Annotated in this window: 16 protein-coding genes; 10 read left to right on the forward strand and 6 right to left on the reverse strand. The window is 38.4% G+C overall.

Going from position 1 to position 15,404, the window contains the following annotated elements; genetic code table 11:
* Positions 1–11 precede the first annotated feature (11 nt).
* From IPK35_08830 to IPK35_08860, 7 genes are all read left to right on the forward strand, one after another.
* Complete coding sequence (locus IPK35_08830; GenBank protein MBK8053359.1) at positions 12–548, forward strand: GNAT family N-acetyltransferase; 537 nt, start codon at positions 12–14, stop codon at positions 546–548.
* Between the two features lie 51 nt (positions 549–599).
* Positions 600–953: a hypothetical protein gene (locus tag IPK35_08835; protein MBK8053360.1), complete on the forward strand. Its 354-nt coding sequence runs from the start codon at positions 600–602 to the stop codon at positions 951–953.
* A 331-nt stretch (positions 954–1,284) separates the two neighbouring features.
* Positions 1,285–1,599, forward strand: a complete 315-nt coding sequence (locus IPK35_08840) for a DUF4369 domain-containing protein (protein MBK8053361.1) — start codon at positions 1,285–1,287, stop codon at positions 1,597–1,599.
* Positions 1,596–2,402 carry a TlpA family protein disulfide reductase gene (locus tag IPK35_08845; protein MBK8053362.1) on the forward strand — a complete coding sequence of 269 codons (807 nt, stop codon included), beginning with the start codon at positions 1,596–1,598 and terminating at the stop codon, positions 2,400–2,402. The genes IPK35_08840 and IPK35_08845 overlap by 4 nt, the downstream gene beginning before the upstream one ends.
* A gap of 11 nt (positions 2,403–2,413) precedes the next feature.
* Positions 2,414–3,010 carry a DUF1080 domain-containing protein gene (locus IPK35_08850; GenBank protein MBK8053363.1) on the forward strand — a complete coding sequence of 199 codons (597 nt, stop codon included), beginning with the start codon at positions 2,414–2,416 and terminating at the stop codon, positions 3,008–3,010.
* A gap of 58 nt (positions 3,011–3,068) precedes the next feature.
* Entirely contained in the window at positions 3,069–3,476 is a 408-nt protein-coding gene (locus tag IPK35_08855) for a VOC family protein (GenBank protein MBK8053364.1), read from the forward strand.
* A 33-nt stretch (positions 3,477–3,509) separates the two neighbouring features.
* Entirely contained in the window at positions 3,510–3,890 is a 381-nt protein-coding gene (locus tag IPK35_08860; GenBank protein MBK8053365.1) for a PH domain-containing protein, read from the forward strand.
* Between the two features lie 616 nt (positions 3,891–4,506).
* On the opposite strand, the gene ftsH is transcribed toward IPK35_08860, so the two are convergent.
* Both ftsH and rsfS read right to left on the reverse strand, forming a co-directional pair.
* On the reverse strand, positions 4,507–6,447 hold the full coding sequence (ftsH, locus tag IPK35_08865; protein ID MBK8053366.1) for an ATP-dependent zinc metalloprotease FtsH: 1,941 nt from the start codon (positions 6,445–6,447) through the stop codon (positions 4,507–4,509).
* Between the two features lie 70 nt (positions 6,448–6,517).
* Positions 6,518–6,886 carry a ribosome silencing factor gene (gene rsfS / locus IPK35_08870; protein ID MBK8053367.1) on the reverse strand — a complete coding sequence of 123 codons (369 nt, stop codon included), beginning with the start codon at positions 6,884–6,886 and terminating at the stop codon, positions 6,518–6,520.
* 68 nt (positions 6,887–6,954) lie between these two features.
* Here rsfS and IPK35_08875 point away from each other — a divergent pair, with 68 nt between their 5' ends.
* Complete coding sequence (locus IPK35_08875; protein MBK8053368.1) at positions 6,955–7,716, forward strand: biotin--[acetyl-CoA-carboxylase] ligase; 762 nt, start codon at positions 6,955–6,957, stop codon at positions 7,714–7,716.
* A gap of 93 nt (positions 7,717–7,809) precedes the next feature.
* On the opposite strand, the gene IPK35_08880 is transcribed toward IPK35_08875, so the two are convergent.
* The 4 genes from IPK35_08880 to IPK35_08895 form a co-directional block, all read right to left on the reverse strand.
* A complete protein-coding gene (locus IPK35_08880; GenBank protein ID MBK8053369.1) occupies positions 7,810–8,604 on the reverse strand; it encodes a thymidylate synthase in 795 nt (264 codons plus the stop codon).
* Between the two features lie 68 nt (positions 8,605–8,672).
* The gene (locus IPK35_08885) at positions 8,673–11,888 is read right to left on the reverse strand and encodes a PD40 domain-containing protein (GenBank protein MBK8053370.1); all 3,216 of its coding nucleotides are present in this window, start codon (positions 11,886–11,888) and stop codon (positions 8,673–8,675) included.
* Positions 11,889–12,466: 578 nt separating this feature from the next.
* On the reverse strand, positions 12,467–12,802 hold the full coding sequence (locus IPK35_08890; protein MBK8053371.1) for a type II toxin-antitoxin system PemK/MazF family toxin: 336 nt from the start codon (positions 12,800–12,802) through the stop codon (positions 12,467–12,469).
* Between the two features lie 7 nt (positions 12,803–12,809).
* Positions 12,810–13,046, reverse strand: a complete 237-nt coding sequence (locus tag IPK35_08895; protein ID MBK8053372.1) for an AbrB/MazE/SpoVT family DNA-binding domain-containing protein — start codon at positions 13,044–13,046, stop codon at positions 12,810–12,812.
* A 407-nt stretch (positions 13,047–13,453) separates the two neighbouring features.
* Here IPK35_08895 and IPK35_08900 point away from each other — a divergent pair, with 407 nt between their 5' ends.
* Both IPK35_08900 and IPK35_08905 read left to right on the forward strand, forming a co-directional pair.
* Positions 13,454–14,572: a glycosyltransferase family 4 protein gene (locus tag IPK35_08900; protein MBK8053373.1), complete on the forward strand. Its 1,119-nt coding sequence runs from the start codon at positions 13,454–13,456 to the stop codon at positions 14,570–14,572.
* A gap of 50 nt (positions 14,573–14,622) precedes the next feature.
* Positions 14,623–15,402 carry a type III pantothenate kinase gene (locus tag IPK35_08905; protein MBK8053374.1) on the forward strand — a complete coding sequence of 260 codons (780 nt, stop codon included), beginning with the start codon at positions 14,623–14,625 and terminating at the stop codon, positions 15,400–15,402.
* Positions 15,403–15,404: the final 2 nt, after the last annotated feature.

Raw genomic sequence — 15,404 nt, forward strand, 5'->3', positions numbered from 1 at the left:
TTTAATTCATTATGCTGATAACCAAAAACCTAAAATTAATTCCTTGCGATGCAGACATATTACAAGCTGCTATTGCTGGAAATGAAATGCTTGCAAATTTATTGGGAGTAGAAGTTCCTGATCATTGGACTGAGTTCGGGCCTATGGCTTTTCAATATGCTTTGGATATGTTGAAAGTCGACCCCATTCCACATTCATGGCGCACTTATTTCCCTATCCATATTGAAGACAATGTGTTCGTAGGTAGCGGCGGATATAAGGGCCAACCTTCTGTTGATGGTATTGTGGAAATTGGATATGAGATTGCACCACAATATCGGGATCGAGGACTGGCTACCGAATACGCCCAAGCATTGATAGACAATGCATTCAAAAATACTGAAATAAAAATGGTGATTGCTCATACACTTAGTCATGAAAACCCTTCGACTTCTGTTTTAACAAAATGTGGATTTACCAGGACAGAAGAAATTCTTGACCCTGATGATGGGCTCATTTGGAGATGGGAATTGAAGAAGTCGCAAGATTTAACAAAATTTAGATCATAGAATACTTCAATTTGAACTCCATTTAAATACATAATAAAATATATTATCGTAATGTATAAAGCGCTTTATATCAGCCCTATGATTCCATCATATGACATGGCAGCTACAGGAGAGTTTTTTCATGAATTGTTTGGATTTGAAAAAGTGTTTGATTCCGGCAATTATGCTATTTATGAAAAAAATCATCTTACCATTCATATATTACCGGCTGGACAAGACATAGGTCAAATGGAATTTTATATCGAAGTAGATGATGTGGATATAATTTGGGAATCTATAAAAAACAAAATCGATGGAATTAAGGTAAGGGCGCCATTTGATCAGACTTATAAAATGCGTGAGATTCACATTGAAATTCCACATACCAATACACTTTTATTTATAGGTCAGTCAATAGATGGATAAAAGGTGATAATCTTACTTATTTCATTTCTAATTTGAACTTTTGAAAAAAAGATCTCAGTTTGTGAAAAATATTTAAAATAAGATAAATATTAAATTCAATTACAAATTATGCCACATGTCAGGAAGTTAAACCATTTAAGCATTGTGTATTAGTTAGAAGGATACGTTTGGGAGTAAAATGGCCTTGACAAGAATGGATTTATGAAAAATTGTTAAAAATATCAAGCCATGTACCAAAAATTCAAAAGTTAATCTTAGTTTTGATTCCGATTTACTCTATGTATAATTTCTCTTTATCGTAAATACCAAAATCACCACAATTTTATTAGCCATGAAGTCACACTTTTTTTCGACACTACTGCTTATAACATTTGCAACCTTATCACTTTCTTTGCAGGCACAGGAGCAACCCTTTACTATCAAAGGAAAATTTTCAGAATTTCAGCTCGCTGAAAAAGTATATATTCAGTATGTGTATAATAAAAGCATGGTCAAAGATTCTGCTGTTATAATGGACAATAAGTTTGAATTTTCTGGAAAAATAGATGTTCCTGTCAAAGTGCAGCTCAATATCCCCACATATGAAAAATCTAAAGCTACTACTGATTTTTTATTGAGCCAAGTCAAACTACCGAAATCACTGTGACAAAATACCCTAAGGAAGCCGGCATTACGGGTGGCATGGTCCAAAAAGATTTTTTGAATCTGAAATCGAGACTCACTGCTCATGATGATAAGTATCGGGCTACTGTAGATGAATATATGAAGTTTAAAGATGCTAAAAATGAAGAAGGCATGAAGAGCCTGGAAGTTGTTTTTGATGAACTTTCAAAAATGAAAAAGCAGGTGTTGAGTGGATTTATCAGTGACAAACCTACATCCTTTGTTAGCTTTTCATCATTGCTGGATATTTCTTATATGATCGATGAAGATTTTTTATCCATGTATGACAAATTGGCTCCTGAACATAAATCATCTGCCAAAGGTAAAGAACTGGAGAGCCAGATTGAAAAAACAAAAAAAACATTTGTCGGCCAACCTATAATGCCATTTACTCAGAAAGATACTTCGGGAGTCGATTTTTCTATTGCTTCACTGAAGGGAAAATATGTTCTTATTGATTTTTGGGCAAGCTGGTGTGGGCCATGCCGAAAAGAAAATCCCAATATTGTCAAGGCTTACAAAAACTACAAAGACAATAATTTTGAAATCCTGGGTGTATCTCTGGATAATAAAAGAGACCCATGGATAGCCGCCATCCACAAAGACGAACTCACATGGTATCATGTCAGTGACCTCAAAGGTTGGAAAAATGAAGTTTCAGAAATGTTTGGCATCAGATCAATACCTCAAAATCTGCTCATAGATCCTGAAGGAAAAATAATTGCCCGCAACATCACAGGTCATGAGCTTGATGCTGCACTAACCAAACATCTAAAAGGATTATAATCAGAATAGTAATGAAAAAATATATTTTAAGTGCCTTACTCTTATGTTTGATACATTTTGGTAATGCTCAGAAAATCAACTTGTTCAACGGAAAAGATCTGACAGGATGGACAGCACACGGTACCGAAAAGTGGTATGTCGAAAAGGGAAACCTGATATGCGAAAGTGGTCCGGATAAACAATATGGCTATCTTTCTACCAATGAATCCTACAAGAACTTTGATTTTACAGTTCAGTTTAAGCAGGAAAGCAATGGCAATAGTGGTGTCTTCTTTCGGTCAGGTATCGCAGGAGTAAAGATCAGTGGCTGGCAGGTAGAAGTAGCTCCGCCAGATAAACATACCGGAGGCATCTACGAATCCTACGGACGTGGTTGGTTGATCAAGCCCAATCCTGCGCACGAACAGTACCTAAAAGTAGGAAAATGGAATTCTCTCAGAATCCTGGTGAAAGGCGATCAAGTCACAACATGGCTCAATGGCCATATGATGATAGACCTGAATGATGAAAAAATCGGCAAGGGTGAAGGATTCATTGCATTGCAAATACATGATGGCGGTGGGATAAAAGTCCGATGGCGCAATTTTAAGATCAAGCTACTGGATTGATGAATATGTTGGAGCAAGCTTTTCTCTCCAATGAGTGACGCAAACAAAAAGAAAAATCATGAAGCAGCATCTTGCACACATTGCTATTGTGGTAGATGATTATGACAGAGCCATCGCATTTTATACAGAAAAATTACATTTTGATCTGGTAGAAGATACAAAAATGTCGGAAGAAAAGCGGTGGGTATTGGTAAGGCCTAAAGGAGCAAAAGAATGTTCTCTACTGCTTGCAAAAGGTGTAAATGCTGATCAAAAATCCAGAATTGGTAATCAAACAGGGGGTAGAGTTTTCCTTTTTTTATATACTGATGATTTTCAGAGAGACTATCAAAACCTTCTTTTGCACAAGATAAAAATAGTAAGAGAACCGAGCATCGAAGAATACGGTATCGTGGCCGTTTTTGAAGATATCTATGGCAATCTCTGGGATTTGATCGAATCAAAAAAACCCAAAATTCCTGAATAAGACACCCGTCATTAATAATCTAAAAATACAACCATGGGAATATTTTCAGCATTACTTGGCAATGCAGGAACAGTAAGTCAGGACGAATTAGTCAAAAAATATGGCCAGCTATTGATAGACACTGAAGAAATAGAGTTGGGGTTTAAACTGATCCGGGATACTTTTATTTTTACCAATAAACGGCTGATCTTAGTGGAAATACAGGGACTTACTGGTAGCAAAATAGAATATAAATCCATTTCTTATAAAAGTATATCGAGATTCAGTGTTGAAACAGCCGGTACATTTGACCTTGAAGCAGAACTGAAGATATGGGTATCAAGTGAGCCTCTGCCCAGCATCGTCAAACCATTTAACAAATCAGTCAATGTGTATGATGTTCAGAAGGTACTGGCACATCATGTATTGAAGTAACATACTGTCAAAACCAACTTTGAATGTAACCCCACAAAACAAAATTTGTAGGTGCATTTCATTTTTTCGTACTGTGCTTGATTTCTTATCAAGTTTTGTTTGTTCGTCGTAGCTTTTAGCTTCGATGCAATATATTAGGGCATCTTGCCTGAATCGCAAAAGATTGATGATTTTTAATGTGATGCGAAAAAATAAAATACACCCTTCTATTATCTCTAATCTTTATGTCCGAGATAAATATAGGGACGTAGTCCTGAGATCTTTGTAGCAAAAATATCCTCACACCATCACGTAGGGGCGTAGCCCTGTGATCTTAAAAGATGTGGTAAATATAAGATATCAGGGCTACGCCCCTTATGTTTCAGATTCTAATGTTTTCTACAAAGATGACAGGGCTACGCTCCTGCCCCGATAGGCGGGAGTAATTTATCTTCAGGATCATGTCTCTAAAGCATCGTTTGTTCGTCGTAGCTTTTAGATTCGATGCAGTGTAAAAAGGCATCTTGCCTGAATCGCAAAAAAAATTGATGACTTTTAATGTGAGGCGAAAAAATGAAATACACCCAAATTTGTTGGGATAATTCCAATATCCAGAAATTACGGTATGTTATTTTTCCTATGCCAAAGCACTATTTTTGATTGCAAGTTCATCAATAGGTACTGGCCTTGGGCCAATAAGGCGCTCCAGATCAGACTTGAGCAATACTTCTTTTTCAAGAAGGGTAGTAGCCAGTAAAGTAAGTTCTTCTCTTTTTTCTATTAGCAATTCCTGAGCTCGCTTGTACTGCTCATCGATTAGTTTTCTTACTTCATCATCTATGAGCCTTGCCGTTTCATTGGAATAAGGTTTGTTAAACTGATCCTGTGACATAGCATAAAAAGATACATTACCTACATTATCATTCATACCATATATGGTGACCATGCCGTAGCCCATTTTAGTGACCTGATCGAGGTCATTTTGTGCTCCGGTAGAAATTTTGTCAAAAGTTATCTTTTCTGCAGCCCTACCGCCCAGAGTCATACACATACGATCCAGCAGTTGTTCTGTACGAATGATATATTCTTCTTTTGGAAGATATTGGGCATAGCCCAACGTACCCATACCTCGAGGAACAATAGTCACTTTGACCAATGGACTTGCGTGCTCGAGATACCAGCCACAGATGGCGTGGCCTGCTTCATGGAAGGCAATGATTTCCTTTTCCTTTGGTGAGATGAGTTTATTTTTCTTTTCAAGACCTCCAATCACTCTGTCCAGAGCATAATTAAAGTCATCCAGATCTACCTCCGTTTTATTTCTACGGGCAGCGATAAGGGCCGCTTCATTACATATGTTGGCGATGTCAGCACCCGCGAAACCCGGAGTCATCTCAGACAGGACTGCCGGATTAATATCAGGACCTACTTTTATGGACTTGAGGTGGACTTTAAATATTTCTTCACGACCGATGATGTCTGGCGGATCAATACCAATCTGTCTGTCAAATCTTCCCGGACGAAGCAATGCACTGTCCAGAATATCAGGTCTGTTGGTGGCAGCCATCATGATTACACCTTTGTCCGTACTGAATCCATCCATTTCCACAAGAAGTTGGTTCAGCGTGTTTTCTCTTTCGTCATTTCCACCCTGAATAGCATTTCGTCCTCTGGCTCTGCCTATGGCATCTATTTCATCGATGAATACAATACAAGGGGCTTTCTCCCTTGCTTGTTTGAAAAGATCTCTTACCCTTGATGCTCCAACACCGACAAACATCTCCACAAAATCGGAGCCAGATATAGAAAAAAACGGTACACCAGCCTCGCCGGCAACGGCTTTTGCCAGCAGTGTCTTTCCTGTGCCCGGAGGACCAACCAGAAGTACACCCTTAGGTATTTTTCCACCAAGTGAAGTATATTTTTTGGGGTTTTTAAGGAAGTCTACCACTTCCATGACTTCCACTTTGGCTTCCTGTAGTCCTGCTACATCGGCAAAAGTGATGTTGACCTTAGAGTTTTGGTCGAAAAGTGTAGCTTTTGATTTTCCTATATTGAAGATCTGACCACCCGGACCACCGGCGCCGCCACCGACACGTCGCATGATAAATAACCACAAACCTATCAACAATGCAAATGGTAGTATCCAACTGATGATCTGACCGATATAATTGGTCTCTGTCCTGTGTACGTAAGATATAGTATATCCTTGTGTTTTAAGGTCTTTAAGCATCGTTTCGAAGTTGCCTACATCGCCGATAGTAAATTTGAAGTGTGGATTATATCCATACAGTTTACTGTCTTTGAGTTTGGGGTAGTTAGCATCTATGACATTTTTTTTGATGAAGACATTGACTGTCTTTTCATTGATGATTTCTATTTTTTCGACTTCACCTTTTCTTGCTTTCTCTTCAAAATCATTGATATTGATGGTTTCTACCTGCGAATTAAAACTTACCCAAAAATTGATCCCGAATAGACCTAAGATGATAATGCCATAAATCCAATATGAATTTATGTTAAATTTATTAGGGTTGTTTTTATTCTCTGATGATTTATTTTCCTGATTATTATCCATTTACATTTTTTCAATTACGTTATTAAACACTTTAGACATAGAGTGGTTGCGATCGATAGTTATTTATTTGCTAAATATTTTCATACTGAGTTATTTTAGCATCACCCCACAGTTCTTCAATCTCATAAAACGATCGGGTTTCTGGATAAAATACATGAACCACAGTATCAAAAAAGTCTACAAGAATCCACTTTGCACCGTCCATACCTTCTGTGTGGTAGGGTTTTTGGCCTGTTTTCTCTTTGATTTTTTTTCCTATATTTTCAGATATTGCTTTCACCTGAGTGGAAGAATCTCCCTCGCAAATAATAAAATAATCTGCGGGAGCATCATCAAGTGAACGTAGATCCAGTTGTATGATGTTTTTACCTTTTATGTCTTGTATTGCATCAATGATGAGTGCATTAAGATTGGATGAGTCTGCAAGAGACTTCTTCAAAGTCAATTTTTTATTCAATATTTGTGTTTTTTTTAAAATTTAGCAGCAAAGATACAAAATATCACTTTATGGTAACACCGGATACACTGTTTACAGGTAAAAACTGTATTTACTTCAAAGAAATCAATTCTACCAATGTCTATGCTACTGATCTTATAGCAAAAACCAGTCCACCGGAAGGGACATGTGTTATTACTGACTTTCAGACAGCCGGCAATGGACAAATTGGCAGGTTTTGGCATAGTGAATCAGGAAAAAACCTTTTGATATCATACATTTTTTATCCAACTGCACTAAAAGTCAAGGAACAATTCCTGCTTAATATCATCAGTGGCCTGGCAGTGTATGATGTGATATCATTTTTTGTAAAAAATGTAAAAATCAAATGGCCCAATGACATTTACGTCAACAATAAAAAAATAGCAGGCATTCTGGTTCAAAACACTTTGAGAAATGATAATATAAAATCTACGGTCATAGGTGTGGGTTTAAATATAAACGAAACACTATTTCCTTTGGAGATACCCAATCCCACATCTCTGACTATAGAAACCAATGCTTCATATAGTGTCGAAGATGTGTATTGTCGGCTTTCAACCAGATTGGAGTATTATTATTTAAAACTAAAATCAGGTAAGACAAGTGAATTGAAAATAATGTATCAGGACGCTTTGTTCAGAAGGGATGATGAAGCCAATTTTCAGGATGGTAAAGATGTGGTTTTCAAAGGTACCATCAAGGGTGTAAATGATGATGGCAAAATACTTATCATGATGGACGATGGTAGCAATCATGCCTTTGGATTTAGGGAGATTTCCTTTTTGATTTAAAAAATAAACATTTGCATAGTACCAAAAATGTCTGATACCATATGAAATAGTGCATTCAAATGTTAAAAGGCAATTAATACTAAAAAGTGTAGCCTACACCGAAACTGCTGCTTTGATATGTGGATCAGGATGATAATCGATCAAAGTAAAATCTTCAAACTTAAAATCAAAAATAGATTTTACATCAGGATTTAAGATCATCTTTGGCAGGGACTTGGGTGATCTGGTGAGCTGTAATTGAGCTTGTTCTATATGATTGTTGTACAGATGAACATCTCCAAAAGTATGGATAAATTCTCCGGGTTCAAGATGGCAAACTTGTGCTATCATCATGGTCAATAGTGCATATGAAGCAATATTAAATGGTACTCCAAGGAAGGTGTCTGCTGATCTCTGATATAACTGGCAAGAGAGTCTTCCATCAGCTACATAAAACTGAAACAGACAATGGCAGGGAGTCAGTGCCATCTGATCAAGCTCACCCACATTCCATGCATTGACGATCATCCTTCTTGAGTCAGGATTGGTGTTTAAGGTATGTACTACCTGACTTATCTGGTCTATAGTGCTACCGTCCGGTTTTGCCCAGGACCGCCATTGCCTGCCATAAACGGGTCCTAAGTTGCCGTTTTCATCGGCCCATTCATTCCATATACGTACACCATTGTCATTAAGGTACTTTATGTTGGTGTCACCATTCAAAAACCACAACAATTCGTAAATGATGGATTTTAGGTGTAGTTTTTTGGTCGTGACCATCGGAAATCCTTCACTTAGGTCAAATCTCATCTGATAACCAAATACACTTATAGTACCAGTACCAGTTCTATCGGTTTTTTGTACTCCTGTATCGAGAATATGTCTGAGAAGATCATGATATTGTTTCAAACTGCCCTGATTTTTAGTGATGCAAAGGTAAGAATAATTGTGAAAATGAAAATTACCTTGATGAAGTATTATTTTTTGTTACTCATCTGCTTCAACAATTCATCCACTGCAGCTTTCAGCTGATCATCAGTACCTTTGGCGATCCAGTCGGGTTGATTTTCCACGATGATATCCGGTACTGCTGGGCCAAGTTCCTGATTTTGGTCAGTGGACTTTGTAAACCACATCCTGAGCGGCAGTCTTACAAATGATCCATCCATAAGGCCTTTGCCACCGGTTGAGATTACAGATCCATTGGTAGGCAGACCTACAAGTTTTCCTATACCAAGTGACTTGTAAGCATGAGAAAATATCTCTGCATTGGAGTAGCTGCCTTCATTGCACAGTGCGATACTGGGTTTCATCCAGGCTGCATAAACGAGCCTTTCGCCTATAGGGTAATATTCCTTAAATTTTAGTTTGTCCTTCTCAGGGTTGTCACTGGCTCCTCGTGGTATGGTGTAGGCATGCTGTTTATAGTTCAGTATAGCCATCAGAAAATCCGCTGTCGATCCGCCACCATTGTATCTCACATCTATGACCAGTCCATCTTTCCCATAACCGGCAGCCATAAACTCCCGCTCTACGACCTCAAAACTCGGAAAATCCATACTTTTAATGTGGATATACCCTAGTTTGCCATTAGAGTACTGATCTACCAGTTTTTGTCTCTTTTCTACCCATGCATCATACAGATTATTGGACACACTTTCAGTAAGTCGTATGACTACTTCTTTATTTTTTTTATCTCCGTTGATGACAGATAACACTACTTTTTCATTGACCAGTCCATTCAGCATGTTGTAAAAATTGTCTGAAGTACCTATACTCTGGCCGTTGACAGCTGTGATGATATCTCCGGGGTTGAGTTTACTGCCTGCTTTATCAGCCGGAGATTTAGGTACCACTCTTACTACTTGTGTACCGTTGGCTACCGGGATCAATTCTGCACCAAGTAAGCCTGTAGCATCCTTCTGAGTTTCAGCGCGTTCCGGTACCCTGAGGCCCATGTGACTGGCATTGAGCTCTCCGAGCATCAGATTAAACATATCTCTGAAGTCATTTTCTGTACTGGCCTGGACACATCGCTGTCTGTATTTCTCACGAAGTGCATTCCAGTCATAACCATGAAATAAGGGGTCATAAAATCCATCCCGAATGGTTCGCCATGCTTCTTCAAATACCTGATTGCGTTCTGCAGTATAGTCCACTTTCATTTTGGCATTGAAAGACAAATTGTCATTTGTTGTGCCTTTGGTTTCAACTCGACTTAAGGCACCCTGTTTGGTATAGTATATATATTTTCCATCGTTTTCCATGCTGATGTTGGCGGGGTCGGAGCCACCCTTTGTGATTTCCTTCAGACTTTTGCCGTCCCATTTGATACTGTAAAGATCACGTCCTTTGGAGGAACTGCTGGAAGCGGTATAATAGAAAGTTTCACCATCTTTGGAAATTACAAAATCAGATTCATTACCTGGGAAATTGGTGACCTGTACAATTCGGTCATAGATTTTATCGAAATCAATTTTTATTTCGGGAATCTTCTTTTTTTGTTTGTCGGACTTAAATTTATCGTCATTATCGGTATCACTTGAGGCTACATCCTGCCAATCCTGCATGGCTTTTTCCCAGTCTTCTTTTTTTAGCCAGACAAACATGATATCTTCGCTTCTGGCAGTGCTTCTTTCTGAAATAAAACCCAATTTTGATCCATCAGGACTCCAGTATGGATGTCTGTCAGTGCGCGGATGCATTGAGACATTGACTGGTTTTGAAGTATTGTCAACAGGTTGGATAAATACTTCATCATTGTAGTATAAATCAGTCTGCGAATAGGCCAGCCATTTGCTGTCAGGGCTCCATACCAATCCTTCTTCTGACGCCCATGAATCGTTCAATATGACTTCTTTTGAAATTAATCCTTCTGCAGTCATATCCGCCACAATTAAGGTACCTCGACCACGAATAAAAGCCATTTTTTTGCCATCGGGAGCGACAGAGAGCGAATGCTCATCCAATGATGTTCTGGTGACAGGAGTGACCTTGTGCTTCAGAGATTTAAATACATTTGTTTGGGATGTATCAGCTGATCTGACCATATAGATATCAAAATTTCCATTGGCCCGGTCACTGGTAAAAAGCAGCATAGAATCATTCAGCCAGACAGGCTCGATATCCCTGTAAGCATGATTGGATACATTGATGGTTCTGGATTTTTCTTTATCGTCTTCTCTGATGAATATCTCTCCACGGACTGAGAGTGCAATCAATTTGCCATTGGGAGAAACGGAGTAATCATTGATATCTCTGGCCAAAGTTTTCAACTCTGTGGGGTCAAATCTTTCATCTGCACTGATTTCTACATTTAGTTTCTGCACTCCACCTTTGTCTGTTCTCATGATATACAAGTGCAGGTCCTTTTCAAATACAATCGTTGTGCCATCTGAAGAAAGGCTAAAAGCTCTTATAGACTCGTCAGTGTACTTTGTCTGTTTTTCTGCTTTGCCTATTGCTTTTCCATTTCCATCCAATTTATGTTTGTACAGATTATACACCCCACCATCACTGTTGAGGTAGTATATGGTGTTGTTTCCGGCCCATTGAGGTGTGATATCATTGTATGTTGATCCGGGCAATTTGTGATAAGTTTTATTTTTGGTATCATATATCCACAAATCTCTGTTGGAACTACCCTGATATGCCTGACGCGCCACGGGATTGATGTCACCGCGAACAAAAGCCAGAAATCTTCCATCAGGAGACAAAACAGGATCATGGCCAACAGCATCGAGTATTCTTGTTTCTGTACCACCATTAGGATGGATGGAGTATACTTCCGAAGGACGTTCGATTTGCCTGAACTCCCGATTGGTCGAAAAAAGAATCTTGTCGGGTTGAGTCCAGGACGCTACAATATCAGCTCCTGAATGAAAAGTAAGTCGTTTGGCCTGACCACCGGATGAAGGTATGGTGTAAATATCATTATTGCCAAATCTGGCACCTGAAAAAGCAATTTGCTTGCCATCCGGACTAAATATGGGATTGCCTTCATAGGCTTCATGTATGGTCAGTCTTGATGCTTTTCCACCTGAGGAAGGCACTGTCCAAATATCTCCCTGGAAAGAAAAACAGACAAGAGAACCATTGTTGTTAACCGCAGGATGGCGAAGTAGGGTGGTAGATTGACTGAAAGATGAAATGACGGAAAAAAAAATCAGATACAATATCAAAAAATGCTTCATGTGATAAATGTGGTTGGGTGATGATAAGATAATATCCTGTGCAAAACAAAAAATTATTGCACGGGGCTCAAAGTTAGCAGGATATATATTTCTGAAGATAAAATTCCGGTAAATATTTCTTTCTGCTCCATATAATTTTATCTCTGAAATTTGTAGTCTATTGTGCGTGATGATATGATATGGTAGACATGGATCCCTACTTCTTTGAAGGCCATAATATACTTGAAGTTTATTATTTAACACCTAAATATCTAAAATGAGTTCCGTAATGAAGATCAAAAGTACAACCTGCCCGCTTCGGAGCAGGAGGGTAAAATCAGCACTTTTGACTACAAATCATACTGTGTGCAGCTATGCTGTAGTCATCGCTACAGCATAGCTGCACACGGTATGGTGCATGATTGAACGGTGCGACTGCAGAATTGAGTGGGAGCTTAATTTAGTGAAGGAACCGTCAGCACACAAACCGCCTTTGAATATTTTGACATAGCCTTTAATTGCCACGAAGGATTTCTTTTCTGGGTGAAGCTTTATGGTAGGCTTATTCCGGGATTTATGGCTTAATCCTAAACCATTTTTTATAAACCCAACAATACTTTAAGTCTGATTTTAACTGACTGAAATGTTGCCCCATCTAATGATTCAATAAATTTTATATTTCTGATCGTCCAATCATGTGACCGAGGATGATTTGTTAGTATGGCACCTTCTATTTGCATTTTAGTTGGTAGTTTTACTTCAGTGTTGTAACCCTTTATTTTACTGGAAATAGGCAGTGTTATGCACAATCCAAATTGATTATATTTAGCATCAGTAATGACTACAACTGGTCTTCTGCCTTGTTGTTCTTTTCCTAATGTAGGGTCAAGGTCCATCCAAACGATATCTCCTGTGTTTGGAATATATTTTTTCATCACCAAATTATTCTTCCAATCCTAGTGAAGGATAATCTTCAAATTGTTCTAATACGCCATCGGCAGTCATACCGGATGTTAAAAAATCCATATCAATCGTGGAATCAGGCATTGAAATAATGATTTTATTATTTTTCTGTATTATTTCAATTTTACTGCCATCCTCTATATTCATTTCTTTAGTCATATTTATGGGTAATCTTACACCCAAAGAGTTTCCCCATTTTTTGATTATTGCTTCCATTATAATTGTTTATACAAAGTTTATACATTTTTTTGAATTATCCAAATCATTTGATCATATTATTGTTTTTTTATTTGAAAATAAGACAGTATTGAAAATGAAACTTGCTCTTGGCTAAAAATTCGCAACTTACTGGTACTACTACCTAAAACATACTACTACTACCAATTAACAAGACGTAAATTAATCATCTCTTTTTTGGAAGCCATAGGTAAATGAATTTTCAAACAATTGTTACCGAGATAATTACCTTACACAGTGCTTTGTTCAAGGCTTTCAATCAACAAAATTACAAAGTGAAATGAAAGCTTGAGCCATTTTTTGCTTTGCAAAATAGTTGCATTTGTATTTTTGATGGGTATTTTCAATATTATATCATAGTTTTGCCCTCAAATGATGTCACAATAATGCGTATAGGGGTGAATGCCAGACTCTTGTTTACTTCTGAAATGGAGGGTGTTGCAAGGTATATATATGAAACCACTGTAAGGATGGCTCATGCACACCCGGACGATGAGTTTTACTTATTTTATGACAGGTCAAATCACTCCAGACCTGACTTTCCTGCCAATGTAAGGCACATCATGATTCCATTGCCTACCAGGCATCCTGTGCTTTGGTATTGGTGGTTTGAAATCTTATTGCCTATCTATCTTAAATGGTACAAGATAGAAGTGTTCTACTCGGGTGATGGATATCTGAGTCTCAGGTCTAAAATTCCTGTGGTCATGGTAATGCACGATATTGCTTACAAACATTATGAGGATCAAGTAAGTAAGTCCATATTGAAATACTATAAGAAATATGTACCTCTTTTCTTAAAAAAAGCAACAAAAATCATCACAGTATCTCACTTTGTAAAAAGCGACATCCTGCATCATTTTGATATTGCAGAAAATAAAATTATTGTAGCGTACAATGCTGTTCATCCGGATCAGCTCCATAAATACAATAACTACAAAAGCCGCAAGATCGAAGACCTGATAGATCACAAACCCTACTTTGTATACGTCGGCTCGCTCCATCCAAGGAAAAACATAGTGAGAATGATCGAGGCTTTTGAATCCTTCAATACTGGCCATCAAAACCGCTACAAGCTCGCCCTGGCAGGTCGAATGGCATGGGACACCAGAGAAATGGAAGTAAAGATCAAGCAATCCAAAAATACCATTTATGTTGGTTTCGTCACCGAAGCAGACAAATATATTTTAATACAGAATGCATGTTGCTTAGTGTATGTTTCACTTTTTGAAGGATTTGGGATACCGATCATCGAAGGAATGATAGCCGGCACACCTGTGATCACTTCAGATAGAGCATCAATGCCGGAAATAGCTGGCGGGGCTGCATTACTTGCCAATCCTAATGACACTCAATCGATCGCAGCCTGCATGCACGAGATAGTCTCCAATGAGAGTTTGTCTCAAGAACTGATCAAAAAAGGTAAAGAGAGAGGCGGTGCATTTGATTGGAAAATATCAGCAGAGAAGATTTATCAGGCTTTGTTAGATAGTCTGAAGATTTAAGCTACTTTTGCGGCAAAATGTGGTCAATACTAACTTAGATCAATCAAAAAGTGATAGTTGCGATAGATATCGGAAATACCAATATTGTGATAGCCATGTACCGCCACGGTAAATGGACCAATTCGTTCAGATATGAGACAAAAGAACCTCAGCCTGAATTTTTTTATGAGCAGGCATTCAGAAATATCCTGTTGGAATGGCAAGTGACAGGTTCAGAAATACATCAATGTGTCATCAGCAGTGTAGTACCTGATATCAATAGTGTCATCATAGAAACTGTGGAATCGGTCACAGGACACAGTCCTTTACTCCTTCAACCAGAGATTTATAAAACCTTGGATATCAGTGTGCCGCATCCATATGAGATTGGATCGGATATCGTTTCCAATGCTTATGCTGCATTAAAACTATTTGGTACAGATTGTATCATTGTTGATTTTGGGACTGCATTGACTTTTACAGTTGTCCACCACAACGAAGGCATCTCGGGTGTCACAATAGCCCCGGGTCTCAATACAGCTATCCACTCCCTTGCTACCAATACTGCTCAACTCCCGGTAGTTCCGCTGGAATTGCCGGAATCGGCTGTAGGGCATGATACGGTTTCGGCTATCCAATCCGGTGTGTTATGGGGATATGTGGGATTGGTAAAACAGATCCTCCACAAAATAAAATCCGAATCCAACAAAAATTACAAGGTCATTGCGACGGGTGGATTATCTTCTATCCTGCACCCATTGGAATCAGAATTTGACGTGGTATCAAAAATGCTCACACTCGATGGCATGAGATTGATATACCAGCACTGTAAGGGTGAATCCACAGATTAATT

The sequence above is a fragment of the Saprospiraceae bacterium genome (genome assembly GCA_016713025.1).
Classification (GTDB): Bacteria; Bacteroidota; Bacteroidia; order Chitinophagales; family Saprospiraceae; genus OLB9.

Coding starts and splice junctions, on each gene's coding strand:
- IPK35_08830 (MBK8053359.1), top strand. CDS start 12: ATGCTGATAACCAAAAACCTAAAATTAATTCCTTGCGATGCAGACATA.
- IPK35_08835 (MBK8053360.1), top strand. CDS start 600: ATGTATAAAGCGCTTTATATCAGCCCTATGATTCCATCATATGACATG.
- IPK35_08840 (MBK8053361.1), top strand. CDS start 1,285: ATGAAGTCACACTTTTTTTCGACACTACTGCTTATAACATTTGCAACC.
- IPK35_08850 (MBK8053363.1), top strand. CDS start 2,414: ATGAAAAAATATATTTTAAGTGCCTTACTCTTATGTTTGATACATTTT.
- IPK35_08855 (MBK8053364.1), top strand. CDS start 3,069: ATGAAGCAGCATCTTGCACACATTGCTATTGTGGTAGATGATTATGAC.
- IPK35_08860 (MBK8053365.1), top strand. CDS start 3,510: ATGGGAATATTTTCAGCATTACTTGGCAATGCAGGAACAGTAAGTCAG.
- ftsH (MBK8053366.1), bottom strand. CDS start 6,447: ATGGATAATAATCAGGAAAATAAATCATCAGAGAATAAAAACAACCCT.
- IPK35_08875 (MBK8053368.1), top strand. CDS start 6,955: ATGGTAACACCGGATACACTGTTTACAGGTAAAAACTGTATTTACTTC.
- IPK35_08885 (MBK8053370.1), bottom strand. CDS start 11,888: ATGAAGCATTTTTTGATATTGTATCTGATTTTTTTTTCCGTCATTTCA.
- IPK35_08890 (MBK8053371.1), bottom strand. CDS start 12,802: ATGAAAAAATATATTCCAAACACAGGAGATATCGTTTGGATGGACCTT.
- IPK35_08895 (MBK8053372.1), bottom strand. CDS start 13,046: ATGGAAGCAATAATCAAAAAATGGGGAAACTCTTTGGGTGTAAGATTA.
- IPK35_08900 (MBK8053373.1), top strand. CDS start 13,454: ATGCGTATAGGGGTGAATGCCAGACTCTTGTTTACTTCTGAAATGGAG.